Below are 380 nucleotides of genomic sequence, written 5' to 3'. Positions count from 1 at the left end.
CCTCGGGGCTGCGGCGAATGGCCGGCAAGGCACGCGCGATGGCGGCGATGCCTTCCTCGGCCATCAGGTCCATCACCGGGTTGCCGTCTTTCGCGTACAGGCCCTCGGCCGCATGGGCGATGGCGTTGATGCCGCTGGTCACCGACAGGCCCACGGGCAGGCTGCGCGAGAGCTCGGGGTCGTAGATCACCGTCCTGGGCAGCACGCGCGGGTCCTTGCCGGTCTTCTTGAGGCCGGCCTCGGTCAGGCCGTAGATGGGCGTCATCTCGCTGCCGGCGTAGGTGGTGGGGATGGCCAGGATGGGCAGGCCGGAGTCCAGCGCGATGGCCTTGCCCAGGCCGGTGGTAGAGCCGCCGCCGATGGCGACGGCGCAGTCGGCA

At 71.1% G+C, this 380-nt stretch carries 1 protein-coding gene; it reads right to left on the bottom strand.

What is annotated here, in order from left to right; genetic code table 11:
* On the bottom strand, positions 1 to 380 hold a 380-nt coding region (locus B0W80_RS34210; RefSeq protein ID WP_143684940.1), incomplete at both ends, for an iron-containing alcohol dehydrogenase.

This window comes from Variovorax sp. KK3 (assembly GCF_001984055.1).
GTDB lineage: Bacteria > Pseudomonadota > Gammaproteobacteria > Burkholderiales > Burkholderiaceae_C > Variovorax.
This window is presented reverse-complemented; position numbering and strand designations above follow the sequence as displayed.